This is a genomic window from Candidatus Avelusimicrobium alvi, from assembly GCF_958451995.1.
GTDB classification, from domain to species: domain Bacteria; phylum Elusimicrobiota; class Elusimicrobia; order Elusimicrobiales; family Elusimicrobiaceae; genus Avelusimicrobium; species Avelusimicrobium alvi.
In genome coordinates, this window is sequence record NZ_CAUDSG010000026.1 from 1 (window position 1) to 23,220 (window position 23,220).

A 23,220-nucleotide genomic window follows, 5' to 3' on the forward strand; every position below is an offset into this window, starting at 1 on the left:
AACGCGTATTGCAAAAGTTTAACAATGGCACGGACGTGGTGGCGCTGTAGTCCGCGGTTTCCAGCTGCGCGAACGTGCCCAAGGGAGACGATAACGTCGTAACGAACTTCATCTCTTCGGCGTGTAACACACACGCGCCGGAAAGTAAAACTAAGACGGTTAAAACTCGTTTCATAGAAACTCCTTCCATCCTTACGGGAATGGCCTAAATATCCCCTTAGAAAAGAGTTTAAGCGAGGTATGCGAGGGGATACGACCCAATCGGTCTTCCCTCAATTTATCAAAAAAAAAAAACAAATCAACCCCCTTGCCGGGGGCAGGCAATCTGGCCTGGCCAGGGCTAAAGCAATAAACGGTGCTATTAGTTAGATGGGAACAACAAAGGGGGTATGCACCCGTCTGGTAAGACCGAGCCGCCCCTCCCTTTCCCTGACGGAACCATCCAACTAATGGAGCCACACTGTCTAAACAATGTTGCCAAGCACCGTACAATCTGCACGGCCTGCTTTCCAAGCGGCCTCATCCGACAAATTGCCCCGGTGCCGGAATAGAATTAAATACCCCGCGTATAATACGCGGGGTATATTGTAAAACCGGGGTTTTAAATCCGTCCTGCCAACGCTTATCTGCCGGCCCAACGCCAGAAGTTATCCTCAAAGTTGGCGATCGTGCTGTAGCGGTAGGCGCGGCCCAGCGCCTTATCCACCGAGTAGGGCTGGTACACGGTTTTCCCGCGAGAGTCTTTCACTAAAAACCCGGTGGAAGCATTACGCACCGGCTCGCCCTGGGACAACAGGCGCGTAAACTGTTCAAACTGCATCCGGTTGGACGGAGAGCTCCCCCCCGCCGGGTTCAGCAGAAAGCGCACCATCAAATAGGCCTGAAAATACCAATCCTGCGTTTTGCCGCGGCCTTCGGCGGCGGACAGGGAGCCTTCTTCCATAAATTCCGCAAACGGAACCAAATACACGGGTTTTCCGGCGCGTTTGGAAGTAAACGTCCGCGCGGAGCCGAACATGGAAGAAGAACCGAATGTGGCCACTTTTTCGGACGGATCCCGCTGGAAATTGACTGTTTTAAAATCGTTGTTCCACGGGCCGCCTTTCATCCCGTTATACGCCTGGTCCTCCATCAGCACCGCCAGGCCTTCGTCAAGCCAGGTGGGCGTCATAATACGGCCGGTTTTGTGACGGTCAAAAAACTGCTGCGTAAAAATGTGCGTCAGCTCGTGGGTAAACACTTCTTTGAGTTCCTGGTTTTTGCCCGGTTCGTCGTATACCACAATTTCGCCGCGCGTCGGATACGCCAGCGCACGCGTCCAGGCTTTGGCGTTGGGCTCGTGGCGCAGATAGGATTGGTGGTCCTGGTACACAAACACGCGCACCTTGCCCGACATCATCCACGGAATAAAGCGGCGCAGCGTTTGATAGGCGGACTCAAACGTCATGGACATATTAGACGAGCTGATGCCCGAAGAACGTTTTTGCGTGTAAATGGTAAAATGCGTGCTGTTGGATTCCTGCCACGTTACGCCGGGGCGGAAAGCGTTCGGATTAAATTTTTTGTTGGGCGCGGGAACCGTTTTAGGTTTGTTCTGCGCGGCGGACGGCGGAATATAACGGCCCGCGGTCTGCACCGCTTCTTTGGATTTTTCCAGCATTTTCACCGCGTATTCCAGTTCCGCGTCGGCGGCCGCTTCTTCTTCCGAAAGCTCCCCTTCGCTTTCCTGCGCCGCCTGTTCGGAAGCGGGCAGCAAAGCGTTGGATTTTTCAATATCTTTTTCCAGCGCCGTCGGTTTGGAAGTTTTTTTGGCGGCCTGCGCGCGTTTTTGATTGGCCTGCTGTACGCGCGCGGCTACGGACGGAGAAAGCGTTTTTTTAACCGGCGCCACCGAGGTTTGCACCGACTGCACCGTCCCCCCCATATCAAGCGGCATATCCAGCGTAGAGGCCGAAGAAGCGGCCTTGGCGGCAGGCTGGACGGCCGAAGGAGCCGGCGCGGGGGCCGCAGGCAGCGCGGAGGCATCCGCCGGGCCCGCGACAGCGGACGAAGTTTGCAGGGATTGTTTTAATAAATCAATATTGGACTGGGGCGCTTCCACCGCCGTAGAGACGCGGATGGACGGAGACGCGTCCGGCGCGGCGGACTTGCGCTGCGCCCACGCCGGCACGCTTGTCAGACAAATCAGTAAATAAACGCAAAGGGTTCTCATAGAGCGGACCCGTTATAGAACGCCCTGGGAATCGTCTACCGTATAGGACAGCTCGCACTTTCTGGCGCCGTCCGCCGTCGGGGCCGATTCGGTAAATTCAGCCGTTACCGTATAGTCTCTGCCGTTAACCGGAATGGTGCACGTATGCGTGCGCACCGAGTTGGCGGCCGAGCACGTAGCGGTCGTATCCGTAGATTTGCAGTACATCAGGCACTGGTTCATATCCCGCGCGAAAGCTTCCGGGCTTTTAATGGACCAGAGCGTATTAACCTCGGCCATGCACGAATTGACCAGCAGCTGGGCAGACACCGTCCGGCGCGTTTGGCGCGCGGCCGTGGAACGGGAGAGGCTGGCGCGCAGGAGCATCGTCGCCAAACCCGCTAAAATAACGGTAACCAATAAAACTTGCAATAAAGCTGCGCCTTTTTTATTTTTAAACATAAAAAACCCCTTAGTTCTGCACCCTAAAACCGTTGGGCAGTACAAAAATTTCTTCCACGGCTTCGTTCACCACCGGCGTGCTGGGCAGTTCGGTAATCATTTTAACCAGCAGGACGCTGCCTAAATCTTTGCGGCGGGCCTCGGCGGTGGAAGTGTCCTTCTCGCTGTATACGGAATCATTCGCCGAAAGCCGGAACAGCGGGACGGGATAATACTGCGCGTCGCCCGACGAACCAATCGGCGGGATAAATTTGACGTTGTGCAGAAAAATTTTAAAGTTACTGTCCGACGCCGGCGTGCCGCACGAAGGAGTAGAAGAACTCCAGGACGGAGCGGCGGAACTTTCCCGGCGGTAAATCTTCCCTTCCGACAAAGCCCCCGACGGCGTGGCCGACGTGGAACCCGTTACAAAACAATACGTGACGTACGAAGGGCTGGACATGGAGTTGATGGCCGCATCGTTCATATCCGCATTTTTCGCCAGCACCAGCAAAGGCACCACCGTTCCCGCGGAAGAAGAATCAATGCGCCCGCGCACATACATCACCCGGCTGGACTGATGGATATCCTGGCGGAGCTGGCGGATGGCGATGGATAAATTGTTGCGCAAAAGCACTTTGCTGCGGCCTACGCCCGATTCGCGCGACGCCGCCGTCGTTAAAGACGCAAGCGCCACCCCGATAATGCCCATAATCATCACCGCGAGTAAAATTTCCGTTAACGTAAAACCCTTTTTATTCATCATAACGTAAACCCGTTGCAAGTAATTGAAAATTCTATACTGCGCACCGTGGCGAGCGGCGAAGCCCCCCACCCGCTTACCAAGCCGTTACTGCCGTAGTTGCTTACGTGCGGCAGCGACATATTTACCTTGCTGACTCCGGTGCGGTACGAAAAGCTGGAATTGTTTCTATCGCACAACGGGGGAAGCATACAGTTGATATAGTGGTTGGTGCCGATGCCCAGCGGGTCGGAATCGCCGCCGCACAAGCCGTATTCCAGCTCCGACGGAAGCGAAGCGTTGGAAATAGAGCCCATCACAGGCGTGTACATTTGCAGCTGTTCGTTGGCCCGCTCCACGGCAAGCACCATGGCTTCCCGGATGTCCGGGCTGCCCGCCTTGCGCGATACGGAAAGAAGCACGCCGAACGTGCCCGCCGCCACCAGCGCCAAAAGCCCCAGGGCGATTAAGCCTTCCAAAATCGTTACGCCTGTTTTTTTGCTTAAAATGCGTTTTAAAATGCGTTTCATTGGTAACCCCTAGTCGGCATTATCTTTTACTTTCATCGTCTGGTCAACGTAAATATGATAGGCGGAAGCCGTATATTTTTTACCCGCTCCGTCAACGCCGCGCACCACGGCAAACGGCGTATTCGTTCCCGTCGCTTCGGAAATCTGGCATTTCGCCGGCTGGGAACCGCCCTTAATCGGGTTGCACGTGCAAAATTCGTAAGGCAGGCTGACAAAATCTTTATACGACAAATACCCGCACGCAAACAGCTGCGACACCGCCGAGCGGGAAGAATTTGTCACCGCGCTGTTTTGGTACGGAATACCGTCCGAAGTGGGCGAAGTGCACGTACTGGCGGCCGCCATAACGATGTTCCGGCCATCGGTGGTCGTCGGCGTAAAACAGCCCTGCTGCACGCCCAGGCCGCGGCTTACCTGGTAATAGGAGCGCATCGCGTCCGCAAGTTTTTTGGCGGCCGTTTTTGCCTGCCCGTTCTTTACTTCGTAGCGGACCGAGCGAAACACCGGCACCGCCATGGACACCACGACGGCAATCACCAACAGCACGGCCAAAATTTCCATTAACGTAAAACCTTTTTTCATACTCAGTTCGTCCCCAAATGCTCTTTGGCGCCCGAAACATCCCCCACGCAGTACCAATACCCGTTACTCTTTAAGTATTGGGAAGGGAGTTTGGAAGACTGTCCGCTCATACAGGCCAAAGCGTCGCTGCTGACGCCGGAACCGGAACAATTGGAACCGGAGCCGTTGCAGATTTCGTATGTAAAATACTCGTCCGTCCACGCGCCGCCGCTTTCCAAAAGACCGCAGTTAATCAAATTGGCAATCGTCAAATTGCTGTTGCTCGTAATAGAAAGGCACGCCACCGGATCCAGCTTGTAGCGCTGAACGGCCCACGCCAGCGAATCCGCCTTGGCTTTAGCCCCCGCCACGCGGGTCTGCGCCGCGCTGTTGCGGTAGGCAATCGTGGCGAACACGGCCAAAATACCAATAATAGTGGCGGCAATTAAAAGCTCAATAAGCGTAAAACCAGTTCTGTTCTTTATCATATAAAAACCCTTATTACAGTATTGCGCCGTTTTCCGGCATTGTCAAGACAAAAAATTACTTTGTCAAACGCGTTACGTTGCCATCCAGCGTATAAAGCGCGCCGTAATACTGGCCCTTGGTGGGGCGGGAGGCATAGCTGGAGTCACTCATGCAGGCCACCGCGTTGGAATTGCTCTGGCAGCAAACGCTGGAAGTAGACGTATTTTGCGGGCAAATGTAAAACAGATACCCTTTAAAGCTGTTGCCGGAATCAAACGCAATAGGCGACATATACCGGCGCGAAAACAACGCGTACCCGAGCGTGGTGTTGTTAAGCTCGGACAAAGGTTTGTCTTTGGAATTTGTGTAATTCGTGCCGGACGTGCCCTGCCAGGAAGCGCTGACAGCCAGGTAGCCGGATGTGGGAAACGCTTTGTTCGGCGCGTCCACCGCCAAATCGGCGCGCAGCGCGCGCACGCCGTTGCCCAAATCAATCAGGGCTCCCTGCGCCGCCATATAGCGGTTGCGGTCCTGCGATTTCTTATACGCCGGAACGGCAAACGCCGCTACGGAAACCGCAATCACCACGACAATTAACACTTCCAGCAAAGTAAAGCCTTTTTGCGTTCTCATACATTCCCCCGTATTAGTTGCCGCCGATTTGGGACAGTTTGAAAATAGGCAGGAAGATGGACGCCACGATAATACCAATCAGCGCACCCACGCCGCAGATTAAGATAGGGTCAATAACCGCGGAAAAACGGGCGATAAACTGGTCTACGTTATCGGCGTAGAACTTGGAAAGCGTGGCGATAATGCTGGGCAGCTTGCCCGATTCTTCGCCCATCAGCATCATTTCCGTCATCAGGCCCGGGAATACCCCGGTGGCGCGGAATGAATCGGAAATGGATTTACCGGCCGCCACTTCGGAACGGACGTGTTTCAGCGCGTTCTGGATGATGACGTTTCCGTCAAACGATTCTTCCAACACCAAAATGGCGTTTAAAATCGTTACGCCGCTTTTAAGCAGCGTGGAAAGCGTGGAGAGCATCCGGTCGTAGTAAATGTTTTTCAGGAAATTGCCGAAAAGCGGCATGGACAGCAGGAACGAGTGCCAGCGTTTTTTCCCGTCGGCCGTTTTGATGTAAAAGCGGAAGGCCACAATCAAAAATACAATCGTAACGATAATCAGCACGCCGTTGTTGATGAGCAGGCCCGATACGTTCAGCACGATAACGGTAATCAGCGGCAAATCAATGTTAAAATCTTTAAAGATTTGCGCAAAGGTCGGCACGATACCCAAAATAAAGTAAATCAGCACGCCCACGGACGCCAGCATCAGGATGGCCGGGTAGGTAATGGCCGTGATGATTTTGCTCTTCATCCCTTCCTGCGTTTTGGTGTAGATGGCCACCTGCATCAGCGTATCGGCCAGCTGACCGCCGACTTCACCCGCCTGCACCAGCGAAAGCCAGATGTGGCTGAAGGTTTTGGGATGGTGCGAGAGAGCCGTATGCAAAGACTGGCCGCCCGCAATATCTTTCGCCACCTGCGTCAGTACGTAACCCAGCGTGGGGTTGGACGCATATTCGCCCAGCAGCGATACCGCGCGCACGAGCGGCACGCCGCCCGCAATCAGCGTGGAGAGCTGTTCCGCGAAGAACGCCAGCACGTGGCCGGGCACTTTTCCCCCGCGTTTGCGGGCCGAAGAAGAACCGCCTCCGCCGAACAAACCGCCGGCGCCTTCTTTCACTTCCAGCACCAGGTAGCCCTTGTTCTGCAGGGCCAAAATCACTTTTTCTCTGTTATCCGACGAAACGGAACCCTTCAGGGTTTTTCCGTTGGCGTCTTTCACCGTATACGTATATTTTTGCATAAACCCTCTTGTTTAAGATGCGGCCGTTTATTCGTCCGCCGTAGTAATGCTCAGAATTTCGTCCACCGTCGTCTGCCCGCGGATAACTTTATGCCACCCGTTGGCGCGCAGGTTGAGCGCCCCGGACCGTACGGCGGCGCGTTTTAACTCCACCAGGTCCTGGGTTTTGTAAATGATGTTGCGCATTTCTTCCGTCATACGATATACTTCGTAAATGGCGCGGCGGCCCATAAAACCGGTGCCGAAGCACTTGGGGCAGCCCACGGATTTAAAGAACGTCCAGGAGTTTTGGTCGCGCGGATTTAAATGGCCTTCCTGAATGATGCGCGCCAGGGTGGCCGGATCCGGGATGTGCGGCACTTTGCAGTACGGGCACAGGATGCGTACCAGACGCTGCGCCGCCACAAGCGCCAGCGAGCTGGCCAGCAGGAACGGCTCCATCCCCATGTCAATCAAACGCGGCACGGCGCCGAGCGCTTCGTTCGTGTGCAGCGTGGAAAGCACCAGGTGGCCGGTTAAAGCCGCTTTTAAGCAGGCTTCGGCCGTTTCATTATCGCGGACCTCACCTACCAGGATGACGTCCGGGTCCTGACGCAGGAACGAACGCAGGCCGGCCGCAAACGTCAGCCCGATGGCGGGCTTGACCTGCACCTGGCTGATACCGGCAAGTTTGTATTCCACCGGGTCTTCCAGCGTCATAAAGTTAAGTTCCGGGGTGCGGATGGTGGTAAGCACCGCGTTAAGCGTGGTGGATTTACCCGAACCGGTGGGCCCCGTCAAAAAGATAAGTCCGTGCGGCAGGTTGGCGGCTTCCAGGAAGGCCTTTTTCTGCTCCGGCTCAAAACCGAGTTTGTCCACGTTCATTTCCCCGGTGCCTTTATCCAAAATACGAAGCACGAGCTTTTCGCCGTACACCGCGGGGCATACGGAAACGCGGACTTCAATGGAGCGGTTCTGGTAGCGGATGGTAAAGCTGCCGTCCTGCGGCAGACGTTTTTCCGCGATGTCCAGCTTGGACAAAATTTTAATACGGGAAATAATGGCGTTTACCGATTCTTTGGCCGGCGCGGTGCGTTCGTACAAAGAACCGTCAATGCGGAAGCGCAGGCTGACGCGCTCGTCAAACATTTCCAGGTGAATATCAGACGTGCGCTCGGCGATGGCCTGGCGCAGAATGGCGTTTACCTGCTTGACGTACTGCGAGGTGTTGGGCGAAATTTTATCCAAATCCAAAAAGCCGGAAACGTCCACATCCTCGTCCCCTTCCCCCGCCGCGGCGCCTTCCGCCGTCGGCTTGGCGGCTTCGTTCATTACTTCTTCAAGCAGGTTTTTATTGGAATAAAAAGCGTCAATAACGTTTAAAAGCTGGCTTTTGCTGGCGATGAACGGCTGCACCTGCTTGCCGGACATCATTTTAATGTTTTCCAGCAGGAACACGTTGGTCGGGTCCAGCACGGCCACGGCCAGTTCATCCTCTTCCACGAACAGCGGGATTACCATATTCTCGCGCGCGAATTTTTCGGGAATTATTTCCTGCAGGTTTTGTTCTTTTTCCGGCACCAAAATGCCGTTTTCTCTGGAAGCGTAGGGAACGGAAAAATGTTTGGAGAGCGCGGCCGTTACCTGTTCTTCGGTCGCGAAACCGAATTTCACAACAGCCTCCGCAACGGTTACGTTGTTTTGCTTGGCGTAGAGCTGAACGCGTTTTACCTGCTCGGCGTCCAAAGCGCCCTGTTCCATCAAAATCTCGCTTAACTGTTTTGCCATTTCCTAATCCTCTTTACTAAACCCTGTTTGTCTTGTTTACCATACCTGCCCCCGAGTAACCGGGGGCAGGTATGAGTGCTGAATCGTTGTTATTCCGCCAAAATGGTCGGGGTGATGAAGATGACCAAGTCGGTGGTGCTTTTGGATTTGGTCTTGCTGGTAAACAGCCAGCCCAATATCGGAATGTCGCCCAGGAGCGGCACTTTGCGGGTCTGGTCCGTTTCACGCGAGGTGAGCAGACCGCCGATAACCACCGTCTGGCCGTTTTTCACGCGAACCAGCGTGGACGCGGCGCGGGTGGTGGTATCTTTAGAGAAGTCAAAGCCGGAGCTGACCAAGTCGGAATACGAGGGCTGCACATACAGCGTGACGTAGCCTTCGCGGTTTACCTGCGGAGTAACCTGCAGCGTAAGACCGACTCTCTTTCTTTCCGCGGAAGTGGTGGTCATCCCTTCGCCGGAGCCGCTGCCGGACTGGCTCATCGTCTGGCCGACGGTGGCGTCCGTAGAGGTGGTGATGGTGGCCGTTTTGTTGTTCAAGGTAACCACTTTCGGTTTACCGAGGTATTTGGCTTCGCCGCGGGTTAAGAGGCTTTTAAGCACAATGTTAAAGGCCGAGAAGTCCAACAGACCGCCTTCGTCGCTCTGGTCGGAGCTGGAGGAGGAGCTGCTGCCGCTGTCGCCGCCGGAACTGGAATCGCTGTTCATCTGGTCTTTGGTCGGGAAGATGTAGTTCCAGCCTTTTACGCCGTTGCCTTTGATATAGTCAAAGTCCACCACGCGTTTGGGGCCGGTCATAGACACCATCGTTCCGCCGTCGCCGCCGTATTCAAAACCAAGGCTTAAACCGCTGGTTTTGCTGACTTCCACAATCTGCGCTTCAATCAAAATCTGCGGGGGTTTTACGTCCAGCTCGGCCAAAATGTTTTCCACCTGCGGGAACACTTCGGCCACGTCGGTAACAATCAGTTTGTTGGTGCGGGGATCCACGGCGATTTTGCCCACGGGAGAAAGCATACTCTTCACAATAGCCGTGATTTCCGCGCCGCCGCTGTAGGAGTCCGAACCGGAAGATCCGCTCATACCGCCGCCCAGGCTCATGCCGCTGTCCGTGCTGGAGCTGGACACGCTGCTGGAAGAACCGCCGGAGGAAACGTCCTGCGGCATAATGCTGTTAAGCTCGCTTTGCGCGGAACCGATACCCTGCAGAGAAATATAGCTGAGGGTGTAAATTTTGGTAATCGTATCCGGCGCGTCGTTGGAGCGCTTGGTTACGACGTAGCTGTCGCTTTTGCCGATGCGCTGGTAAGCCAAGCCGTGTACGCGAAGCAGCGTATCCAGGGCCTCCCGCACCGTTACCCGGGTAAGCGAAGCGGTAACTTTTTTATTCGCGAATTCTTCGCTCATAATAAAGTTAATCTTGGCCTGGGTGGTAATGCTGTTTAAAAACGCCGATATCGGTACGTTGGAAACGCGAATGGACACTTTGCGGTCCAGGGGAGACGAAGTCTCGGTTTCCTTATACAGATCGGATTCGCCCGACAGCTTCACCGTCGTTTCCTCCGTCAAGGCGATCGTGTTGTCGCTGGGAAGGGATTGCCGGGCCTGCTGCGCAGAAGCCGTTCCCCCCAGTCCCAAGGCAGCAACACACGCCAGCACAACTGCTAAACGATTTGTCATCTGTCCTCCTGTGATTTATTCCTAAATGAGTTGCTTATTTTATTATTATAACTGAACTTTCCGTACAAATTTATGGCCTTTGTAAGAGAATACCACTTCATCGGGGCGGACTTCCACAATACGGGCCCCGTAGATGCTCTTGCCCACCGTGTAAATCTTGCTGCCGATAAACACTTCCTGGCCGATAATGCCGCCGACTCTAATTTTATTACGCACTTCGCGGGTCGGGTCTTTAATGCGCGCAAGCTCCAGCTGGCGCAGACGTTCCGCTTCTTCGCGTTTGCGTCTTTCTTCCGCCAGTTTGCGCTGGCGTTCCGCTTCAAGAGCGGCCAAACGCTGTTGTTCCCGGTACTGCAGTAATAAAAAGTCGTCGGGCGACAAAGTGGGATCGCGGCGGTTTTTGGGATTATACACCACGCGCGGCGCTTTTACTTCCGCCGTTTCTTCCGCTACTTCCTCGCGCTGCACCACAAAATCTTCCCCTTGCGCGGCGGGAGCGGCCGCTTCCGCGGGAGCATTCGCACCGGCCGGCGCGGCAAGCCCTTCGGCGGGCACAGGCGCCGCTACCGCTTCCACCGATACGTCCGCCTGCGCGGCCAGCGTTTCCTGCACGCCGGGAGCGGTTTTGCCCATTAATTCCGGATTGGTTGCGGCGGCCGGACGGGCGGCGCGTTTTGCCGAAGCCGTGCGCGGCTTCGCCGCCGTTTTGCGGGCGGCTTTGGACGCGGTTTTAGACGCGGGCACGACGGCGGATTCTTCAATCTCCAGCACCGGAGCCTGAGGGGCCACCGGGCCGCCCTGCTGCGCGGACGCGAAAGGAACCGCCGCCAGGCCGAGCAAGGTAAATACGCAGACAGTTTTCTTTATCATTTATTTACCCCCCTTGGCGCCGGTTTTTTTGGCGGATTTGGCTTCTGTTTGCTCCTGCATAATTTTATCATAATCCTTAAACAGGGATTTGGCAATTTTTTCTTTCGGGAAAATGGTATTGAACCGCAGAGAAATTTTGTTTTTGCCCAGGTTTTCGGATTCGGTGGCCTTGGTCAGCGAGAACTCGGACACTTTCACGTATTCGTCGCGGTTTTCCACGCCCGCCAAAAACTCCGCAAACTGCGTGAACCCCATATCGGCGTTGACGCGCAAAGACGCGGCCACATAGGTGGCGTTGGACGTATCTTCCGCCTGGGAGCCTTCCATCTGCGGCGTGATATCGGCCGCTTTAAAAATGCCCAGAATCTGGCTTAACAGCCATTCGTTCTTGGCCGAAATATCGGGGAAGCGCGGCTCCAGGGACAAGAGTTGGTTTTTATTGTTCTGGTATTCGCGTTCGCTGGTTTGCTGGACGCGGATGGCATCCATCTGGCCTTCAAAGTTGGACACTTTTTCCGCAAATTTTCCGGACATGAATTTGAACGCCAAAAACACCACCAGCACGGCAATAAACTGCTTTAAGAACAGTTTAAAATTGCCTTCCTCGGCAACCGTCTTGATGTCTTCAAACCCTTTCTTCAGGTTTTCCACAAATTTATTAGTTTTCAGGTTGGCAGCCATGTTAGCGACCTCCTTCTTTGACGCAGGTGAACACGAAACCCGTTTCCTGGCTCGCGGCGCCGGGGCGGCCCGAGGTGGAATTTGACGCGGTATTCCCCGCCCCCGCCACGTTTACGTAGCGGATGGTGGCGGAATTGCCGCAGATTTTCTTAAAGTTCGGCATTTGCACCAGCGCGTCTTTAAACTGGTTGCCCAGCGCCAAATCCGCACGGCCGTCTTTACCGGTTTTAATCGCGCCTTCAATCGTGATGTTGCGCGCTTCGGTGCCTTTGGACGGGAACGGATCGGTATAGGTAAACTTGGTAATCCACATTTCACGCGGGATATTGTCCACCACTTCCATTAACAGCGGAGTGATGAAATTATCGTGCTTGAGCATCGCCTCCAGGTTGCTGTTCTGGCTTTTCATTTTGCTCAGATTGCTTTGGATTTGGCTGGCGGTTAAGCCGTCAAAATCCGAAATGGTCTGGCGGTTGGAAGCTTTGGTCTGGCGCAATTCTTTTTCTTTGCTTTGCATACCCAGCCAGCCTTTGCCGATCAGGAGCAGGAAAATCACTATCACCACCGCCGCCACTTTCCAGGCGGTCAGGCTGGCGTTGAATTCGTACTCGCTCAGGCGGTTGCCTTTGGTAAAATCCAAATCCGGCGTTTTGTGGTCGTAGAACTTAATGCTCGCGCCGATGGCGGCGATTTCTCCGGCGGATTTGGTTTCAATGCCGTAGACTTCGCTCAAATTCCATTTGCGCACGGGCTTTTTGGAGTCGGCCTCCAGCGCGGGAATCCACTGTTCCGTTTCGTGGCCGACGATGACCGCTTCTTCAAACGGATCTTTTTCCAGCTGTTTGGCGATAAATTCCGTGCAGTTGGTAATTTCAAAGCGGCGGCGTTCGGCCGGAAGCGAACCGGAAATTTCCACATCGCGCAATAAAACGGGCGCGTTTTCGTTTAAAAACACGAAGCTCGCCATATCTTTGCCGAAGAAAGAATAAATGCGGCCGCCCTGGCCGACGGCTTCTTTGTCGCTGTCGTTAAACGCGCGGCCCAAAGACAGGCTGGACGGTTCCACCGACACCAGCTCCAGGCCCACTGATTTAAGGCCTTTTTGCAGGCGTTCAATGATAAGCTTCGTCGTCATGGCGAACACCACGCCCAGGCGTTTTTGCTTGGTGGCGGCGGTTTCAAATTCGTAAACGTGGTAGGCGTATTCCGCTTTTTCAAACGGGAAATGGATGTATTTGCGCGCCTGGAGCGGGATGGAGCTCTTCCACATTTTGCGCTCAATGGTGCCGGGAATGACGAAATGGCGCAGCAGACAGAAGGCCGGAGCCAGGCTGACCACCACTTTATTGGTTTTCCATTTCTTTTTGGAGGTTACTTTCCCGAGCGACTCAAGCCAGTTGTCCATAGAAAAAAACGTTTCGTTTAAATCTAAGGGCTTTAAAAGGGTTTTATCAACGGCGTTAATCGGCACGCGCACCAGGGATTCCAACACGGTGCCGCTGTCCTTTTTAGAACTTTGTGCCACATACATCTCGTCAATTCCGATGTAAATACCCAGGCAGTCCGGGTGCGCATTCATATTCTTGCCAATCAAGGATTCTGAAAGACTCATATTTACCTCGGATTAATTTCCGTATTGTTCATACGGCATATCATAGGGATTGTTCACGGGCGCGGCCGTCTGCGGGGCGGTGCCCTGCGGCGCGGCGTACGGCTGGGAAGACGGCAGCGGCGCGTACGTCGTATCCGTGCCGAGCGTATCCGCCAGCGTATCGGGGGTATCGTAAGAGGCCGTATCCGTCACCGTTTCCTGCACGTTGTACGACTCCGCGGCCGGCGCGGCGGGGGCGGAAACCGCCTTCATCGTGCGGCCCGGTTTTACCCACAGGCGCGGCGTTTGATAGTTGCATTTGGGGCACAAATCGTCGGCGGCCGTTTTTTGGCACGCGGCGGTGGTGCAGGAAGAACCGGCGGTTTTCTGCGCGGAACATTTAACCACCACGCGGCGGCGCAGCGTTTGTTTTTGGCCCTTCAAATCGGTGGCGGTTAACACTAAGGTGTATTTGCCGCACGGCAGTTCGGGCCCGATGATGCCTTTTCTGCCGTTCCACAAAATCTGGTGGTAGACGGGCGTGAAGCCTTCCAGCTGGCGTACGACGTAGAAATTGCCGTCGCGGCCGTGCTGGACCACCTGCATGACCCAGTTGTCCACGGGGTTTACGGTTTCCAAAACGGAGAAGTCAATCGCATACGCTTCGCCCAGGGAGCGGTCAATGGCGTGGCACTGCGGCACAACGGCCATGCTCAAAAGAGGAGCTTTTTCGTTGCCTTCGTTTTTCTCCATCCGGGTGGGAAGCTTGGCGGAGAAATCAAACACGATGGACAGCCCGCTCAGGTTGGCAAAGCGGGCGGGCGGTTCCTGGTCCACCAGCCCCATGTTGTAATGCAGTTTGCCCTGCGAGATGCCGCGGTTGACAAAATAGGAATTAAGCGCCATGGCCTGGCGGATGCCGGACAGGGTTACATCGTCGGTATAGGAGCCGGGCGGCAGAATGACGTAGCCCGCGTCCTGCGTCAGGGCCAAGAGTTCATAAATGCTGTTTAAAAGCGGCAGCGCTTCGGGGCGGAATTTGTTGCCCTGGAAAACAACGTCGGCGTCCATATCAATGGCGTCGGGCAGGTTGTCGCGGAAATAGAGGTGCACGCCTTTGGCCGCGGTGATTTTTTCCACGGCGGCGGCGGTCATGCTTTCCAATTTTTGGCGGGTGTAAATGTCGCGCGCTTCAATCGCGTCGGGAGAAGTCAAATCCGCAAAAGTGGAGGCGGCGGGCTCGGAAGTGGTGCTCAGCACGCTTTCCTGGCGGGCGGCTTCGGTTACGGCGTCCGTCTGCGCGTCAATCGCTTCCAGGTCGCCCTGTTCGGTGGCGGTTAAGCCCAGCGCTCCGGCGGTGGCGCCCACGGTGGAGGCTTCCAGCGCGGCTTCGTTCCAGTCGGCCGCTTTTTGGGCGGCGGCTTCGCGGGCCTCGGCGGCGCGCGCCTGCGCGGCCATCCGGTCGGCTTCAATGCGTTCCGTCAGCGCCTGCTGCTGCGCTTCCAGCTCGGCCAGGGTGTCCTGTTTTGCGGCGGCGGCCTTAGCGGCGGCTTCGGCCTTGGCGGCCTCTGCTTTGGCAGCCGCTTCAGCGGCGGCGGCTTCCGCTTCCTGCTGTGCGGCCAGCACGGCGGAGTCGGTTACGTCTTCCAGGCTTTTTACTTCGCCTTCTTTAAAATTAATATCCACTTCCACGGGAGTCTGAATGCCGCCCATCCGGTTGTGAATCAATTCCACATACTTGTTGGCCTCGGCGACCTGGTCTTTGTCTCCAGAGACCATCACGTCTATGAAATAATCCATGGCTTCGTTGTCTTTATTTTGTTCGTAAAGCGAGATGCCTTTGGCCAGCTGTTTAGCCGGGGAGGCCGCAAACACGAAGCTTCCGCTCGTCAAAGATAAGCAGAAAAGAGAAACAATCAAATAACTCCAGAATTTATTTGTTTTTATCATTCGGTAATCCTGTCCCTTGCGATGTATCGTCTATACCCTGCAACACACAGATATTAGAATTATAGCAATTTAGCGCGGTTTGTAAAGCCACTTTTTTTAACTTTTGCTTCCCGGACGCATCCGTCCGGCCCGCTCCGACGGGGAAGTCTGCAAACTTTCCCCGGCGCGAGTCAGGAAAGCGCTTCCAGGCGCGCCGTCGCCAGCGTATTCTGCGGATAATAGAACAGCGCGTTTTGCAAATAGCGTTTGGCGTTTGCTTCGTCCTCGGCCTTATAGTAGAGCGTGGAGAGCGCGAGGTTGGCCCACAAATCGTCCGGATATTCTTTCAGCACGCTTTCCAGCACTTCTTTGGCCTTGATGTCGTTGCCGCCCAAAGAAAGCACGCGCGCCAGCAGAATGCGGCCGTTGGTGTCTTCGGGATATTCTTCTATATACGCTTCCACGTCGGAGCGCAGGCGGTGCTGGTAATAGGCGGACATTTTGTCAAACTTGCCGGCCTTTTCCTGGTAGCGCTGCAGCCGGCGGGCCTGCGCGATGACGGCGGGCTTCTCCGTCCCGCGCGGATACAAAGCGTCCAGCCGCTGCAGGAGCTCGCGGTCCAGCGTGTCCACGGTAAGGCCGCGTTTATAGGTATTTTTCGCGTATTCCGTATCGCCGAGTTTTTGGTAGATTTCCCCCGCCATGCGCCACAGGCTGGTTTCATACGGGAACAGCGTCAGGCCGCGCTCCATGAGCGCCAGGGCGGATTCGTCGGCGTAAATCACGTTTTCGTCCAGCAGCTGCAACAGCATCACATACCCCTGCAAATGATACGGATGAAGTTTTAAATTATCCATCAGATAATGCACGGCTTTTTTGTTGTCGTGCGTACCCAAAGCGGCCAGCGCGGCGTGGAAATACACTTCTTCGTGATACGCGGCGGCGGACATGGTGGTTTCAAAGGCGGACAAAGCCTCTTTGTATTTCCCCTGCGCCAAAAGCACGTTGCCCAGGCGGAAGCCCGCTTCGGTATTGGCGGGATACAAAGACTGCGCCAGCGCAAGATTCTGCGCGGCGGAATCGTAATTTTTGACGGCGATGTCTTTCTGCCCCAGGAAGGAGCGGTACTCGCTCGCCAGCCACAGCCCCTGCCACACCAAAACGGCCGCACTGGCGCCCAAAATGGCCAGGGCCACCGTTTTCGTAACGGGGTTGGCGGTGATGGACATACGGCGTTCTTCTTTACCCACGCCGCTGACTTCCGCGCCGACCATCCACCAGAAAATAAACGCCGGCACCACCGCGTGCAGGGAAATGTTGAGCATATTGTCGGCCAGCATACCCAGAATACCGCAGAAAAGCGCCTGCAGAAGCTGTTTTTTGTCGCCTTCTTTTTTATGCGCCGCAAAGTCGCGCACTTCTAAAAAGAGCACCATAAACATAAACAGGAAAAGCCCCAGGCCGACAATCCCCCCCTGCCCCAGCTGGAAGAAAAGCTCGTTATGCGGCGCGGGCGTGATGGTTTTGAGCTCCCGCAGATTCGGGTAGCGCAAAAGCGTTTTGGGCTGGTTTTGCTCAAACGCCATCTGGAAATTCCCCAGCCCGCTGCCCAGCACCGGGCGCTCCAGGAAAATTTCTTTGGATACGTCCCACATAAACAGCCGCTGGTGCAGGGACTGGAAAATATCTTCCCGGTCCACTTTAAGCGTAAAATTAGAAGGCGTTACCTGCGCCAGTTCCGCCGCGCGTTTGGCCACCGGGCTGGGCGCGTCCGTCCCGTCCACATACACGGAACCCCAGCCGACCCCCGCCGCCAGCAGGGCCAGCAAAAACACGCGCCCCTTGCGCTGCCAGATAAGCGCGCGCAGGGTGCCGAACATCCACATCATCACGAGTCCGCACGCCGCGCCAATCCAGCACGAGCGCGCCAGCCCGAACGACAGGAACAAAATGTACACCAGCACCAACAGCCCGTATACGATAAAATCTTTCTTGCTGTCCGTGCGCATATAATATACGAGCAGAGACGGCAATAACATCACCACGGCCGAGGACAGGAAGTTCGGATTGCCGAAGGTGGAAAAAGCTTTGGTGGCAAACTGGTTGATTTCAAACGGCCATAAAAATTCAAGCCCCAGCGCCTGAAGCACGCCGTAACAGCAGGCCAGGAATACGGCCACAAACATCAGCACCAGAATGTTTTCCTGCGTAAGCTTTCTCAGCACCCGCACGCCCAGCCATACGCCCAAAATCCACAGCACGAGGCCGTACCAGTCAAACATTTGCGCAAAGAGGCCGTCCGAGAGCAAATGGGTTTTTAACATCGGCAGGAAATACCACAGGGCGCCCCACGCGAGGAAAAGCAAAATATAATTGGTTTTGCTTTCTATCGTGCCGGAAAAAACGACGTTTTTGCTGAGCATATACGCGCCCAAAGAAACGATAAACAGCAGACTGCCGTAATTTAACAGGCCGTAAAACATCGTCTGGCGCATAGCCTGCGGCGCGGAAGAAACCGCCGAGAGCCACCCCACGATGCACGTGATAACGTAGACAAAAAACGCCAAATCAAAAAACGTTTTGGTGAAATCAATATCTTTGGAGCGCAGGAATTTGACGGCCAGCGTGCCGTACAGCAAAGCTATCAGCACATATAAAAGGACGTTCTGCACAAAGAACGGATTGGCGGTCAAGTCGGTAAAAAACACGAGCGGCACGACGAGGAAACACATCGCCAGCAGCACGCGCATAATTTTCATATAGATGGTTTCTTTTGCGGCTTTGGTTAGATTTAGCATAAATTTTCCGTAAAAAATTAAGATTGGTTATATTGTAGTTTTTTTCACGCGGTTTAGGGAAGCGAAAAAATAAATCAGGCATAAAAAAGGAGCGGATCAGCAAATCCGCTCCCTGAGGTTAAAACCGTTTGTCCAGGCCATGCACCGTTTGGTTACAGCTTGGAAAACGGCCCGTATCCGGGGACGAAACTCCCCGCCCCATTGTCCGGGCGGGGTGAATTCGTTCCGGCAGAAACTATTTATAATTGGCTTGCGCTTTAAGGAAATCAAACACTTTGCGTTCGCTGAGCGTGGCCAGCACATGCGCTTTGCGTTCTTCAAAGAAAGCTTTGATTTTCTTTTCGTCTTCTTTATTCTGGGCGTTGGCGGAAAGGCTCTTGTCCAGCTCGGCTTTCCAGTCCGCCTCGGTGGCTTCCAGGTTTTCCTTTTTGGCGATGGCGTGCACAATGTAGCCGATGCGCAGGTCCTTCTCCACGCTGGGGCGGATGCGCTCTTCAAAGGTTTTTTTCTGTTCAGCCGTCAGCTGTTCGGGTTTCAGCTGGGTCATGCTGCGCACAAAGTTGTTTAAGGAAGATTCGGTATATTCTTCCACCAGGCTTTGGGGCAGGTCAAAATTATTTACTTTTACCAAGTGGTTTTCAATCTGGGCCACTTCGTCGCGGCGGGCGTTCTGCTGCGCTTCGGCGTCCAGGCTTTCTTTCACTTTGGCTTTCAAAGCGTCCAGCGTTTCAAAGCCCATATCTTTGGCAAAGCTGTCGTCCAGCGCGGGGACGATTTTGTTTTTGATATCGTCCACGGTTACGTGGAAAGACAGGGTGTCTTCGCCTTCTTTGGTTTCAAAGTCTTTTACTTCGCCTTTTTTAAGGCCCTTGATGGCTTCGGCCAGGCCGGGCATGGTTTGCGGGGCGGACATATCCACCAGTTCGCTGTCGGCGCTGAGTTTATAATCGTCCGCGCCGTTGCGTTTGCCGCTGTAGTGAATGACGGCGTAGCATTTATCGTCAATCACGGCGCCTTCGGCCGCGCTTTCCAGGCGGGCGTTGGCGTCCAGCACGCGGGCGATATTGTCGTTTACGTCCTGTTCGGTGGCGGTGTCGGGCTTTTTGGCGATTTCAATGCCTTTGTAGTCACGCACGTCAAATTCCGGGGCGACGTCTACGGCGATTTCAAACGTAAAGGGTTTGCCCGAATCAAAGCCCGCAAAATCGGCTTTGGTGAGCGTGGGAACGGCCACGGCGTCCAGCTTGGCGTCGGCCACGGCGGCGTTGATGGCGGCTTTGACGGTCAGGTCCAGCGCGCGTTCTTTAATATGTCCGGCAAAATTTTGTTTTACGAGGTCAAGCGGCACTTTTCCGGCGCGGAAGCCCTGCATCTGCGCGCGGGACTGCACTTGTACGGCGGCGTTTTGAAAGCTTTTGGTAACCAGCTCGGGGGAGGCTTCTACGGACAGCGTTACACGGCAGCCCTCTTTGCCTAATTGTTGGGTTTTTACTTCCCCGCTCTGGGCGGTTTTGAAAATGGACATTCTCACTCACTCCTGTTGGTATCGGTCTAGCCGAAAATCTGGACGGAGAGGGACTTGAACCCTCACGGATTGCTCCATACGCTCCTAAGGCGTACGCGTCTACCGGTTCCGCCATCCGTCCTTACTTATTCTATTGTGTCAGAAAAACAAAGTGGGCCATGTGAGGCTCGAACTCACGACCTTACGCTTAAGAGGCGTCTGCTCTACCAGCTGAGCTAATGGCCCATCAAAGGGTTTACGGTTAGATTATAGCAAAAAACGGCTGTGCGGGTAAACGGCTTTGTTTGGCGCGTTTTGGGGTGCAATCCGTTTTGAAGTTAATTTATTTTAACAAATTTCGCTCCCGTCTTGCAAACGGCTTCCCGCGCGGGTTGACAAGCCTGCGCGCAAACACTACAATACAAGAAGGCCCCGGCCGGCGTTTGCACATCATCCCGGTTCTTAACGGATAAACCCAAATGACCCTATCCCCCGTATTCTCAACGAGCCGCTTTTCCGCGGGCGGGGGCGCTCCGGCCAGCCCTTATATTATGAAAAATACAATACGCCTCTTGCTGCTTGCTTGGTGCCTCTGCGGGGCGGGATTATCTCTCCCGGCGTCCGCACAGACGGGTTTTGATTTTGAAAACATTGACACCTTGCTTGAAGACAATATGCTGGACGATACGGCCAACCGCTACGCGTCTGTTATGCTGTCTTTCTTCCCCGAACGCGCCACGCGGCTCGGGTTTGCTTCGGCCAACTCCAAGCTGGACGACCGCTCCCCCCGCACCGCCGCCCAGGCTTTAAGCGCCCTGCGCGCCGTGCGCGAAAACCTGGAAGAAGTCAGCCCCGCCCAGCTTTCCGCCGCCAAACGCGCGGACCGCGCCCTTTTGGAAAGCGCCCTCAACGCCGACATTTGGGACCTGGAACAAAACCGCATTGAAAACGACCCGCTTTATTACGCCGAGGCGTTTGATTCGGTATACGATATTTTGCTCAAGCAAACCTCGTCCGCCGCCAAACAGCGCGCCGACCTGGCCGCCCGCATAAACGCGCTGCCCCTGACGGCCGCGCAGGCCGAAAGAAACCTCATCCAGCCGCCCACCTTTCTTTCCCAGCAGGCGATGGAAAAAGCGTATTACGCTTACCTGGCTTTTGACGAAGTAACGGAATTTCTGCTCGCCGGCGCGGAAGACGAAATTTCCGCCGCGCAGGTCAAGCGCGAAAGCCAAACCGCCAAACGCGCCATCAAACGGATGTTTGAGCTTTTTAAACGCCTCTCGCAGGAAAAAGACACGCAGGATTTCCGCCTGGGCGAAGAGAAATACGCCCGCGTGCTGGCGGACCGCTACCAAATTGACGAAAAACCCGCCAAACTGGTTAAACGGCTGGAAAAGAATTTCCGCACCGCGCAGGAAAACCTCGCCGCCGCGCTGGAACCGTTCACCCTGGAAACCGCCGAAGAAGAAATAACGGTGGTGGACGATTTAAACGCCCAGCCCACGGTGCAAGCCCTGCCGCAGGAAAAGAAGAAAAAAGCCAAAAAAGGCAAATTCGTGCCGCCTTCCGCACAGGAATTTTACACGGCGGCCCGGCGCCTGGCAACGGCTCCGGCGCAGACGGATTTAATTGCCGGCCTGACGCAGGACGCCAACGGCCTGGCGGCGTTTTTTGAACAGGACGGCACCCTGCCCGCCAAAAAAGTCAGCTTTTCCGTCAAACCGATGCCGGCCTATTACGCCTATACGCTGGCGTATCTGTTTGTGCCGCCTTACGGGAACCAGATTTCGCCGTCTACGGACTTTTTCCTGCGCCTGCCCGCGGGCAATCAGCTGGCGAAAGAAGAACAGTTAAAACGCGATTTTAACGCTCCCACGCGCAAGCTGCTGCTCAGCGGCGAGCTGGTGCCGGGCCGTTATTATCAAACCCTTGCGGGTGCGAATCTTTCTTCCCCCCGCCGCCTGTATCCGTCGGCCGCTACGGCCAACGGCTGGAGCGCCTACGCCCAGCGGCTGGCCAAAGAACGCGGGTATATCGTAACCGACGAGGAACTGCTGTTTTTAGCCTGGACGGAATACCGCCGCGCCGCGGCCGCCCTGGCGGATGCGCGCCTGCACAGCAAGCAATACTCGTATACGGACGCGATTAATTTCCTGGTGGCGGAAAACGGATTTAACCAGGAAGAAGCCGAAAGCCTGTTAAAAGGCGTTTCCGCGCGCCCCGGCGAAGCCGTCAGCTTTATAACCGGGCTGGAAGCGGTGGAAAACGTACGCGCCAAATACGCCAAAAAGCTGGGCAAAAAATTCGTCCCGGCGCAGTTCCACGCCATGCTTCTGCAGGCGGGCAACGTCCCCCCGGCGGAGCTGGAAAAAGAAGTGGCCCGGCTGTACGAAAAAGCCGAACGCCAGGCCAAACAAAAGAGTCTGTTTTGATATTTCAAACCGCTGTAACGAACCCCCCGGCTCAGCCGGGGGTTTACCTCTCACAAATGAAACTCCCCGGGCTGAAGCCCGGGGAGTTTCATTTATTTGCAAACATATATCAACGCTTCTATATCTATAGGATGACCTGGACAATAGTCATTCACGCTACATCCAACAATCTGTGTCTCCCCTTCAGTATCACAAGAACCAGAAGGCGTCGGGGTATCGGGATATGTACGACAAAAGGATTCAGCTTCTTCATTCTGGCCGCATAAAAATGAACGTAGCACGGTCCATCCTTCATACTGCCACGAATATGTAGCGCACTGCGAAGAACTGGAAACCGAACAGCTGCCCCACACCGTCTGCCACTGCCCCGTGGATTCGTTACAGCTGACCGTGGCGCTCTGCGTGCCGCATGTATTGCACGTCCGCGGCGAAGGAGTGGAAGGTTTGGAAGACGCATCACACCCGGAAACCTTCGGCGTACCGCATACTAAATACACTTCTTCCGCTTTCTTGAGTTTTACCTTCTGCCAAGATACCTGCGGCGCTCCAGAGGCACCCGTCGCCGCGCAGGAAGGAAATTTCTCCCCTCCCGTACGCATATGCGACGCAAACAATTTCAGTTCGTCCACCGTCATATCAGCGGCTTCCAGACTGTAGCCGTTGTTTAACGTACCGATACGCAGGTTTGCAGCGAAATCTATATTCGCTTCCTCAGAACCGCTCCCCAACGTTACGTTCGTGCTCTTTACGGCAGAAGCCGTGTTTAAATCCAGTTTTCCCCGGTTCAAATTAACTGTTGTGGCCTGTAACGGGCGAATACCCAAAGCTCCAGACTCTGAACAGCCCAGATTCATTTCACAGGCGGATGTTAAGCCTATGTCTAATTGTTTACTGGCGTTAATCTTGCTGTATGCCACATACGGCACCGGAAAGTACGTTACCATTTTGATTTTGTTTTCTGAGAATGCCAATAATGGTACACATAACAAAGATAAGGCAATAAAAATACGTTTCATAGAAACTCCTTCCATCCTTGCGGGAATGGCCTAAATATCCCCGGAGAGAAGAGTTTAAGCGAGGTATGCGAGGGGATACGACCCAGTAGGTCTTTCCCCAATTTATCAAAAAAAAAAAACAATACAAGCCTTTTATATCTT

Annotated in this window: 18 protein-coding genes and 2 tRNA genes; 1 reads left to right on the top strand and 19 read right to left on the bottom strand. The window is 54.7% G+C overall.

Annotated elements, in window-relative coordinates; genetic code table 11:
* Positions 1–622 precede the first annotated feature (622 nt).
* The 18 genes from ACQY36_RS05785 to ACQY36_RS05870 form a co-directional block, all read right to left on the bottom strand.
* A complete protein-coding gene (locus tag ACQY36_RS05785; RefSeq protein WP_428078272.1) occupies positions 623–2,212 on the bottom strand; it encodes a DUF2268 domain-containing putative Zn-dependent protease in 1,590 nt (529 codons plus the stop codon).
* A 12-nt stretch (positions 2,213–2,224) separates the two neighbouring features.
* Positions 2,225–2,653, bottom strand: coding sequence for a hypothetical protein (locus ACQY36_RS05790; RefSeq protein ID WP_428078274.1), 429 nt, complete (start codon positions 2,651–2,653; stop codon positions 2,225–2,227).
* A 10-nt stretch (positions 2,654–2,663) separates the two neighbouring features.
* Positions 2,664–3,398, bottom strand: coding sequence for a PulJ/GspJ family protein (locus tag ACQY36_RS05795; RefSeq protein ID WP_428078276.1), 735 nt, complete (start codon positions 3,396–3,398; stop codon positions 2,664–2,666).
* Positions 3,395–3,904 carry a hypothetical protein gene (locus ACQY36_RS05800; RefSeq protein ID WP_428078278.1) on the bottom strand — a complete coding sequence of 170 codons (510 nt, stop codon included), beginning with the start codon at positions 3,902–3,904 and terminating at the stop codon, positions 3,395–3,397. Before ACQY36_RS05800 ends, ACQY36_RS05795 begins: the two co-directional genes overlap by 4 nt.
* 9 nt (positions 3,905–3,913) lie before the next feature.
* Positions 3,914–4,486 (bottom strand): prepilin-type N-terminal cleavage/methylation domain-containing protein, encoded by a 573-nt coding sequence (locus ACQY36_RS05805; protein ID WP_428078280.1) that lies wholly within the window; start codon positions 4,484–4,486, stop codon positions 3,914–3,916.
* Positions 4,487–4,488: 2 nt separating this feature from the next.
* The gene (locus tag ACQY36_RS05810; RefSeq protein WP_428071981.1) at positions 4,489–4,953 is read right to left on the bottom strand and encodes a type II secretion system protein; all 465 of its coding nucleotides are present in this window, start codon (positions 4,951–4,953) and stop codon (positions 4,489–4,491) included.
* Between the two features lie 55 nt (positions 4,954–5,008).
* On the bottom strand, positions 5,009–5,566 hold the full coding sequence (locus ACQY36_RS05815; protein WP_428071980.1) for a prepilin-type N-terminal cleavage/methylation domain-containing protein: 558 nt from the start codon (positions 5,564–5,566) through the stop codon (positions 5,009–5,011).
* Positions 5,567–5,579: 13 nt separating this feature from the next.
* Entirely contained in the window at positions 5,580–6,809 is a 1,230-nt protein-coding gene (locus ACQY36_RS05820) for a type II secretion system F family protein (protein ID WP_428078282.1), read from the bottom strand.
* Between the two features lie 27 nt (positions 6,810–6,836).
* The gene (locus ACQY36_RS05825) at positions 6,837–8,576 is read right to left on the bottom strand and encodes a GspE/PulE family protein (RefSeq protein WP_428078283.1); all 1,740 of its coding nucleotides are present in this window, start codon (positions 8,574–8,576) and stop codon (positions 6,837–6,839) included.
* Positions 8,577–8,665: 89 nt separating this feature from the next.
* Positions 8,666–10,255: a secretin and TonB N-terminal domain-containing protein gene (locus ACQY36_RS05830; protein ID WP_428078285.1), complete on the bottom strand. Its 1,590-nt coding sequence runs from the start codon at positions 10,253–10,255 to the stop codon at positions 8,666–8,668.
* Between the two features lie 45 nt (positions 10,256–10,300).
* Positions 10,301–11,125 (bottom strand): hypothetical protein, encoded by an 825-nt coding sequence (locus ACQY36_RS05835; RefSeq protein WP_428072029.1) that lies wholly within the window; start codon positions 11,123–11,125, stop codon positions 10,301–10,303.
* Positions 11,126–11,806 (bottom strand): hypothetical protein, encoded by a 681-nt coding sequence (locus tag ACQY36_RS05840; RefSeq protein WP_428057058.1) that lies wholly within the window; start codon positions 11,804–11,806, stop codon positions 11,126–11,128.
* Between the two features lies 1 nt (position 11,807).
* Positions 11,808–13,418, bottom strand: coding sequence for a hypothetical protein (locus tag ACQY36_RS05845; protein ID WP_428078287.1), 1,611 nt, complete (start codon positions 13,416–13,418; stop codon positions 11,808–11,810).
* A 12-nt stretch (positions 13,419–13,430) separates the two neighbouring features.
* Positions 13,431–15,347, bottom strand: coding sequence for a hypothetical protein (locus ACQY36_RS05850; protein ID WP_428078289.1), 1,917 nt, complete (start codon positions 15,345–15,347; stop codon positions 13,431–13,433).
* A 170-nt stretch (positions 15,348–15,517) separates the two neighbouring features.
* Positions 15,518–18,124, bottom strand: coding sequence for an O-antigen ligase family protein (locus ACQY36_RS05855; protein WP_428071917.1), 2,607 nt, complete (start codon positions 18,122–18,124; stop codon positions 15,518–15,520).
* Positions 18,125–18,359: 235 nt separating this feature from the next.
* Positions 18,360–19,649, bottom strand: a complete 1,290-nt coding sequence (gene tig / locus ACQY36_RS05860) for a trigger factor (RefSeq protein ID WP_428057066.1) — start codon at positions 19,647–19,649, stop codon at positions 18,360–18,362.
* Positions 19,650–19,688: 39 nt separating this feature from the next.
* A tRNA-Leu gene (locus ACQY36_RS05865) sits at positions 19,689–19,770 on the bottom strand.
* Between the two features lie 31 nt (positions 19,771–19,801).
* Positions 19,802–19,874: transfer RNA gene (locus ACQY36_RS05870), tRNA-Lys, on the bottom strand.
* A 305-nt stretch (positions 19,875–20,179) separates the two neighbouring features.
* Between ACQY36_RS05870 and ACQY36_RS05875 the strand changes: the two genes are divergently transcribed.
* Positions 20,180–22,063, top strand: coding sequence for a DUF885 family protein (locus ACQY36_RS05875; RefSeq protein WP_428078291.1), 1,884 nt, complete (start codon positions 20,180–20,182; stop codon positions 22,061–22,063).
* Between the two features lie 92 nt (positions 22,064–22,155).
* Here the strand turns inward: ACQY36_RS05875 and ACQY36_RS05880 are convergent, their stop codons facing one another.
* Positions 22,156–23,079, bottom strand: a complete 924-nt coding sequence (locus ACQY36_RS05880; protein WP_428078293.1) for a hypothetical protein — start codon at positions 23,077–23,079, stop codon at positions 22,156–22,158.
* Between the last annotated feature and the right edge of the window lie 141 nt (positions 23,080–23,220).

What these genes read in the sequence shown, in the direction of transcription:
- ACQY36_RS05795 (WP_428078276.1), bottom strand. Translation starts at nt 3,398, where the DNA reads ATGATGAATAAAAAGGGTTTTACGTTAACGGAAATTTTACTCGCGGTG.
- ACQY36_RS05800 (WP_428078278.1), bottom strand. Translation starts at nt 3,904, where the DNA reads ATGAAACGCATTTTAAAACGCATTTTAAGCAAAAAAACAGGCGTAACG.
- ACQY36_RS05785 (WP_428078272.1), bottom strand. Translation starts at nt 2,212, where the DNA reads ATGAGAACCCTTTGCGTTTATTTACTGATTTGTCTGACAAGCGTGCCG.
- ACQY36_RS05805 (WP_428078280.1), bottom strand. Translation starts at nt 4,486, where the DNA reads ATGAAAAAAGGTTTTACGTTAATGGAAATTTTGGCCGTGCTGTTGGTG.
- ACQY36_RS05820 (WP_428078282.1), bottom strand. Translation starts at nt 6,809, where the DNA reads ATGCAAAAATATACGTATACGGTGAAAGACGCCAACGGAAAAACCCTG.
- ACQY36_RS05790 (WP_428078274.1), bottom strand. Translation starts at nt 2,653, where the DNA reads ATGTTTAAAAATAAAAAAGGCGCAGCTTTATTGCAAGTTTTATTGGTT.
- ACQY36_RS05855 (WP_428071917.1), bottom strand. Translation starts at nt 18,124, where the DNA reads ATGCTAAATCTAACCAAAGCCGCAAAAGAAACCATCTATATGAAAATT.
- ACQY36_RS05815 (WP_428071980.1), bottom strand. Translation starts at nt 5,566, where the DNA reads ATGAGAACGCAAAAAGGCTTTACTTTGCTGGAAGTGTTAATTGTCGTG.
- ACQY36_RS05845 (WP_428078287.1), bottom strand. Translation starts at nt 13,418, where the DNA reads ATGAGTCTTTCAGAATCCTTGATTGGCAAGAATATGAATGCGCACCCG.
- ACQY36_RS05875 (WP_428078291.1), top strand. Translation starts at nt 20,180, where the DNA reads ATGAAAAATACAATACGCCTCTTGCTGCTTGCTTGGTGCCTCTGCGGG.
- ACQY36_RS05850 (WP_428078289.1), bottom strand. Translation starts at nt 15,347, where the DNA reads ATGATAAAAACAAATAAATTCTGGAGTTATTTGATTGTTTCTCTTTTC.
- ACQY36_RS05840 (WP_428057058.1), bottom strand. Translation starts at nt 11,806, where the DNA reads ATGGCTGCCAACCTGAAAACTAATAAATTTGTGGAAAACCTGAAGAAA.
- ACQY36_RS05825 (WP_428078283.1), bottom strand. Translation starts at nt 8,576, where the DNA reads ATGGCAAAACAGTTAAGCGAGATTTTGATGGAACAGGGCGCTTTGGAC.
- ACQY36_RS05810 (WP_428071981.1), bottom strand. Translation starts at nt 4,953, where the DNA reads ATGATAAAGAACAGAACTGGTTTTACGCTTATTGAGCTTTTAATTGCC.
- tig (WP_428057066.1), bottom strand. Translation starts at nt 19,649, where the DNA reads ATGTCCATTTTCAAAACCGCCCAGAGCGGGGAAGTAAAAACCCAACAA.
- ACQY36_RS05880 (WP_428078293.1), bottom strand. Translation starts at nt 23,079, where the DNA reads ATGAAACGTATTTTTATTGCCTTATCTTTGTTATGTGTACCATTATTG.
- ACQY36_RS05835 (WP_428072029.1), bottom strand. Translation starts at nt 11,125, where the DNA reads ATGATAAAGAAAACTGTCTGCGTATTTACCTTGCTCGGCCTGGCGGCG.
- ACQY36_RS05830 (WP_428078285.1), bottom strand. Translation starts at nt 10,255, where the DNA reads ATGACAAATCGTTTAGCAGTTGTGCTGGCGTGTGTTGCTGCCTTGGGA.